Raw genomic sequence first — 4,121 nt, 5'->3', positions numbered from 1 at the left:
CGTTTCCGGCGAACGACACGGTTCGCTGGCTGTCGACCCGGCAGCCCGGCACCACGCTCGCCAATTTCACGGTTATCGCGCCTCATACCGGCCCTCGTTATTATTTCGTCGAGCTCAGCGCTGTGGGGACACACCAGCCGGTCGTTCAGTTTTATCTCTGGCGCGGCATGTCGGTCGCGCTCCGCCTGCAACTCGGCGAATACCGGCTGCATTATGCTGAAGGATCAAGCTGGTACGGAAGCGGGCGCTTGTTCGGGGGCAACGGCCAGGTTTTCGAGGCGGACCACCCGCTGGCCCTGTTCGCGATGGGGAACGGCGTTATGGGGCGCGTCGTGTATCTCCATCACGTCATCGGCGGCAACCTCCCGGTTCACCACACCAGGCGTTTCTGAAAATTCCCGCCAAACAGGAAAGGTCGCGTCGAATGAAACTCTCCAAATCTCTGGGGCTTGGTTTTTAGGGCGTTCGGCGTGAGTCCCGTGATCTTCAGCGACAAGCTTTATGGAGATTTGAGCACATGGCTAAATTTCTGAATACGAGCGGCTTGAATTACCACCTCGAGGAGTTGATCAAGGGGGCGCGGGAAAGGCTGATTCTGAACAAAACCGTTGCTTGGTCCGGACCACGCCGAGTCAGCGCCGGATTGCCGATCGTCCTCGCCACTCTGTCGTTGCTGGCAGGATGCACGCTCCAGCAGGCGGGCGGAGTGGGCACACCCAACCTCAACCCAGCCGCCCGTGGCCCTCTCTACTACCGCTACATTCCTTCCGCCGCGCATCAGATCGGACCAAATTTGCCTTTTCCTGGACCGACTTACGCGCAGCGGCAGCAGATTATCTCGGTCAGCGGCTTCAATGGTGCCGAAACTGAGACGGGCATCACGAAATTCGTCGACAATTTCTATGCCGGCGGTTTTCCGGCGGTGCAGGCCAGTGTTGAGCGATGCTACGCGATTTCCGAACACTATTTCGAGGACGAATACGGCTTTATGCTCGGGCAGCTGGTGCCGTGCGAGGCCGAGGACACGACGGCTTATTTCTACAACACCTTGCTTTCTGAGAACTGGGGTTTCCCGTCCTATCATTTCTTCTCGCTTAAGCCCTTTGCGCGGCGTAGTCTGATCGAGTTCAAGATCGCGCACCAAAATCTCGCCTCTGCTCACGAGATTACCGGTCAGTTGACCCACGATATCAAGATCGTCCTGCCGACCATGATCGAATTACCGGTAGCAGAAGATCGCCCCTGAGAGCGAAGAATGTTTCGTGCGAAGCGGGTCGGGATCAGCGTCCGAAGATAAGTGGTTCCAACGACGTGATCATCGGAAATGCGCGTTTTCACCATCCAGGCGCGATCTGATGACGGTCGCAGATGCGAAACGGCGAAGGTCGGAATGGCCGATTAGTCGATGGGTCGATGGGTCGAGGGCCGACAGTGCTTCCTTGTGATGTCGCCGATATTCGGATATTTATTCAGGAATATACAGATATCTGGAGTCATCCATGCCCCTTTACATTCGGGACGATCTTACGGCCGATCTCGTCGCGCGACTGGCCAAGGAACGAGGCATGACCAAGCAGGACGCGGTGCGTATGGCTGTTCAGGCAGAACTCGATCGTGCCCGTGACGCGAAACCCCTGAGCGAGCGTATGCGCGAATGGCGCGCGGCCCATCCATTGCCGCCCCCCACGGGGTTGAGGGCCGATAAGGCTTTTTTCGATGATCTGTCCGGGGAATCCGGTTGATCTTCATCGACGCTTCGGCTCTGATCGCGATGATCGCCGGCGAGGAGGATGCCGATCAGCTCGCGGATCGGTTGAACGAGGAGCGGATCCGGCTTGTCTCTCCAATCTCGATGTGGGAGGCGACCGCCGGTCTCTGCCGGAGTTTTGGCCTCTCGCTGGAAGGTGCCCGACTATTGGTCAAAAGCTTCATGGCGGCCCATGGCATCGAGGTCACGTCACTTGGTGAGCGCGAATACGAGTTTGCGATCCAGGCTTATGGCGATTTCGGCAAGGGGCGCCATCCGGCCGGCCTGAATATGGGCGATTGCTTCGCCTATGCCGCAGCCAAGGCGCACCGGGCAGCGCTGCTCTTCAAAGGCAACGATTTCTCGAAAACCGACATCGAGACCTGACCAACAGATCTTCTTATCCCAATCGCGTGACCGCCTGAAATACCAGTTTGGAGTGGCGATAGGATTTCGCACCGTGGTCTCGAAGGGAGATCACCATGCGTGTTTTGCACCATACAGCCATCGCTTCGGGCCTGTTCACAGCAGCACTTCTTGCCGGCTGCGCAGCCGGCCCGGTCCCGAAGGTCGCGGCCGATGTCATCACACCCGGCATGCCGAACCTTCAGATCGCCCTGAACAACGCGATCCTCCGCACCGATCAATCGGTCGATCAACTCGACGGCGAGCCGGTGATGACGTTGGCCTCGGCGCGATTGCCCGTCGCCCTGCCCGGTGAGCTTCAGCAACGCATTCGCTGGAACTACGAGGGTAATCTCGGACCTGCGGTCCAGGCGCTCGGCACGCTGATCAATTATCATGTGGTGATCCACCACCCGAAGGGCGTCGTCCCGGTTCTGGTCTCGGTCCACGCCGACCAGATCCCGGTCTCGACAGTGATCCGGACCCTCGGCATCGAGGCGGGATCGCGCGCGACGGTCACCGTCATTCCCGCCGAACAGACGATCGACGTTCGCTATCTCCACCCGGTCACGGCTCCTGCCGCGCCGGGTCAGAAGTGAGGCGGGTGTCATGGCACGAAAATATCGTCTCCGGGTTCCCCGCCGCTCTCCGCCCCGCCCCCGTCTGCCGGTTCGGCTAATCCAGATCACCGACCCGGTCGGCGACTTTCTGTCCGACCTCGTGTCGGGCGCGCGCCGCGGCGCGTTGTTCTTCCGGCTCGGCATTACCGACCCGTTGCCGCCTGAATTGTGCATCAATTCCCGAGGAGATCATCGATGAGACGGATCCTGCCTACTACCGCGCTGCCGGTCGCCCTCTTGCTCGCCCCGGTGGTCCGGGCGGCACAAGCACCGTTTCCCCAGACCGGCATTTCGGACAGTCCCGGCGTGATCGCGCGGAGCCTGCACGATAACGCCAATCCGCTCAACAACCCGGTCGCGGGCGCGCGGATCAACGGCATTCTGACGGGAGGGCAGGCCCCACCGTCCCTCAATGAATTGCAGGCACTCCGGCCGCTTTCAGCCAAGCACAAGACGATCTCGCCGATGCGGCGTGCCGCGCTCAAGCAGAATGCCTTGTCCTACGGCGCGCAGGGCGGATTGGCCGCGGAAAGCTATGCGATCAATCTGATGCTGGTGAATTATCAGGCCGATCTCGATCGCACCTTCGATTTCGGGAAGCTGATGGTCAATGTGAGCAACGGGCAGACCCTGTTGCGCCCACCGATCGTCACCGAGGCGCAGATGGCCTTCGCGCTGGCACCCGGTGGTCAGGTCGCGAAGCAGACCGATCAGGTCTACGAGATCACCCAGCAGGCGCAGCTGGCGTCAGCGCCGCCCAACTGGCGCACCTATCTGGTCCGAACCTGGGCGAAGCCGACGCCCCCACCGAGTGCGATCCGGCCGCGTTCCCGGCTGGAGGTGGAATATTGGCACAAATGGGTTGCTGAAGGCTGGGCGCTCGGCGAGGCTCAGGGTGCGCAGATCTTCCTCGACGATCTCAGCCGGCTCGAAAACAACTATATCGGCATGGTCCGTTACCAGGTGCTTCTGCGCGCCGGTCTCGTGGAATCGCCCGATCTGGTCTTTCATCATCAGGCGGTCTCCGGTGGGCGCAACCGCATGCTGATCGGCAACGACGTCATTCGGATCACCAATCAGCCGGGCCTTGATCCGAACGCGGCGAACTGGCGTTCGACCGATGTGCCGAGTGGCGGGCCGATCGGCCAGCCGCCGGCGCGCTGAGACGGTGGTGCTCATGGTCAGCAGAGGCCCCGATAACCGCCCGATCGATGACTACCGGAAATTCCACCGTCCGATCCTGATCGACCCGTCCGACAATTTCGATCGGCCGATCGCGGTGCAGGAGTTTCTTCGCCGCGCCGTGCAGGAAGGTGTGAGCGAATTGTTCTTCGGCGATCAGCGGCCGG

Annotated in this window: 7 protein-coding genes; all 7 read left to right on the top strand. The window is 60.8% G+C overall.

All coding sequences use genetic code 11. The features are described 5' to 3' along the window. Positions 1-392, top strand: a 392-nt coding sequence (locus ACP5E6_RS16730) for a hypothetical protein (protein WP_427956060.1), incomplete at its 5' end; no start/stop codon positions are given. A 125-nt stretch (positions 393-517) separates the two neighbouring features. Further along, positions 518-1,246 carry a hypothetical protein gene (locus tag ACP5E6_RS16725; RefSeq protein WP_427956058.1) on the top strand — a complete coding sequence of 243 codons (729 nt, stop codon included), beginning with the start codon at positions 518-520 and terminating at the stop codon, positions 1,244-1,246. A 253-nt stretch (positions 1,247-1,499) separates the two neighbouring features. Next, positions 1,500-1,742, top strand: a complete 243-nt coding sequence (locus tag ACP5E6_RS16720; protein WP_427956055.1) for a type II toxin-antitoxin system VapB family antitoxin — start codon at positions 1,500-1,502, stop codon at positions 1,740-1,742. Continuing rightward, positions 1,739-2,134 (top strand): type II toxin-antitoxin system VapC family toxin, encoded by a 396-nt coding sequence (locus tag ACP5E6_RS16715; protein WP_427956053.1) that lies wholly within the window; start codon positions 1,739-1,741, stop codon positions 2,132-2,134. Before ACP5E6_RS16720 ends, ACP5E6_RS16715 begins: the two co-directional genes overlap by 4 nt. A gap of 95 nt (positions 2,135-2,229) precedes the next feature. After that, positions 2,230-2,751, top strand: a complete 522-nt coding sequence (locus tag ACP5E6_RS16710; protein WP_427956051.1) for a DotD/TraH family lipoprotein — start codon at positions 2,230-2,232, stop codon at positions 2,749-2,751. A gap of 10 nt (positions 2,752-2,761) precedes the next feature. Then, positions 2,762-2,971 (top strand): hypothetical protein, encoded by a 210-nt coding sequence (locus ACP5E6_RS16705; RefSeq protein ID WP_427956049.1) that lies wholly within the window; start codon positions 2,762-2,764, stop codon positions 2,969-2,971. Beyond that, the gene (locus ACP5E6_RS16700) at positions 2,968-3,936 is read left to right on the top strand and encodes a type IV secretory system conjugative DNA transfer family protein (RefSeq protein WP_427956047.1); all 969 of its coding nucleotides are present in this window, start codon (positions 2,968-2,970) and stop codon (positions 3,934-3,936) included. The genes ACP5E6_RS16705 and ACP5E6_RS16700 overlap by 4 nt, the downstream gene beginning before the upstream one ends. The last annotated feature ends 185 nt before the right edge of the window (positions 3,937-4,121 follow it).

The organism is Acidiphilium sp. (assembly GCF_049977125.1).
Classification (GTDB): domain Bacteria; phylum Pseudomonadota; class Alphaproteobacteria; order Acetobacterales; family Acetobacteraceae; genus Acidiphilium.
Note: the sequence above shows the minus strand (reverse complement) of the source record. Positions and strands in the feature narration are given on the sequence as shown.

What these genes read in the sequence shown, in the direction of transcription:
- ACP5E6_RS16720 (WP_427956055.1), top strand. Translation starts at nt 1,500, where the DNA reads ATGCCCCTTTACATTCGGGACGATCTTACGGCCGATCTCGTCGCGCGA.
- ACP5E6_RS16710 (WP_427956051.1), top strand. Translation starts at nt 2,230, where the DNA reads ATGCGTGTTTTGCACCATACAGCCATCGCTTCGGGCCTGTTCACAGCA.
- ACP5E6_RS16705 (WP_427956049.1), top strand. Translation starts at nt 2,762, where the DNA reads ATGGCACGAAAATATCGTCTCCGGGTTCCCCGCCGCTCTCCGCCCCGC.
- ACP5E6_RS16725 (WP_427956058.1), top strand. Translation starts at nt 518, where the DNA reads ATGGCTAAATTTCTGAATACGAGCGGCTTGAATTACCACCTCGAGGAG.
- ACP5E6_RS16700 (WP_427956047.1), top strand. Translation starts at nt 2,968, where the DNA reads ATGAGACGGATCCTGCCTACTACCGCGCTGCCGGTCGCCCTCTTGCTC.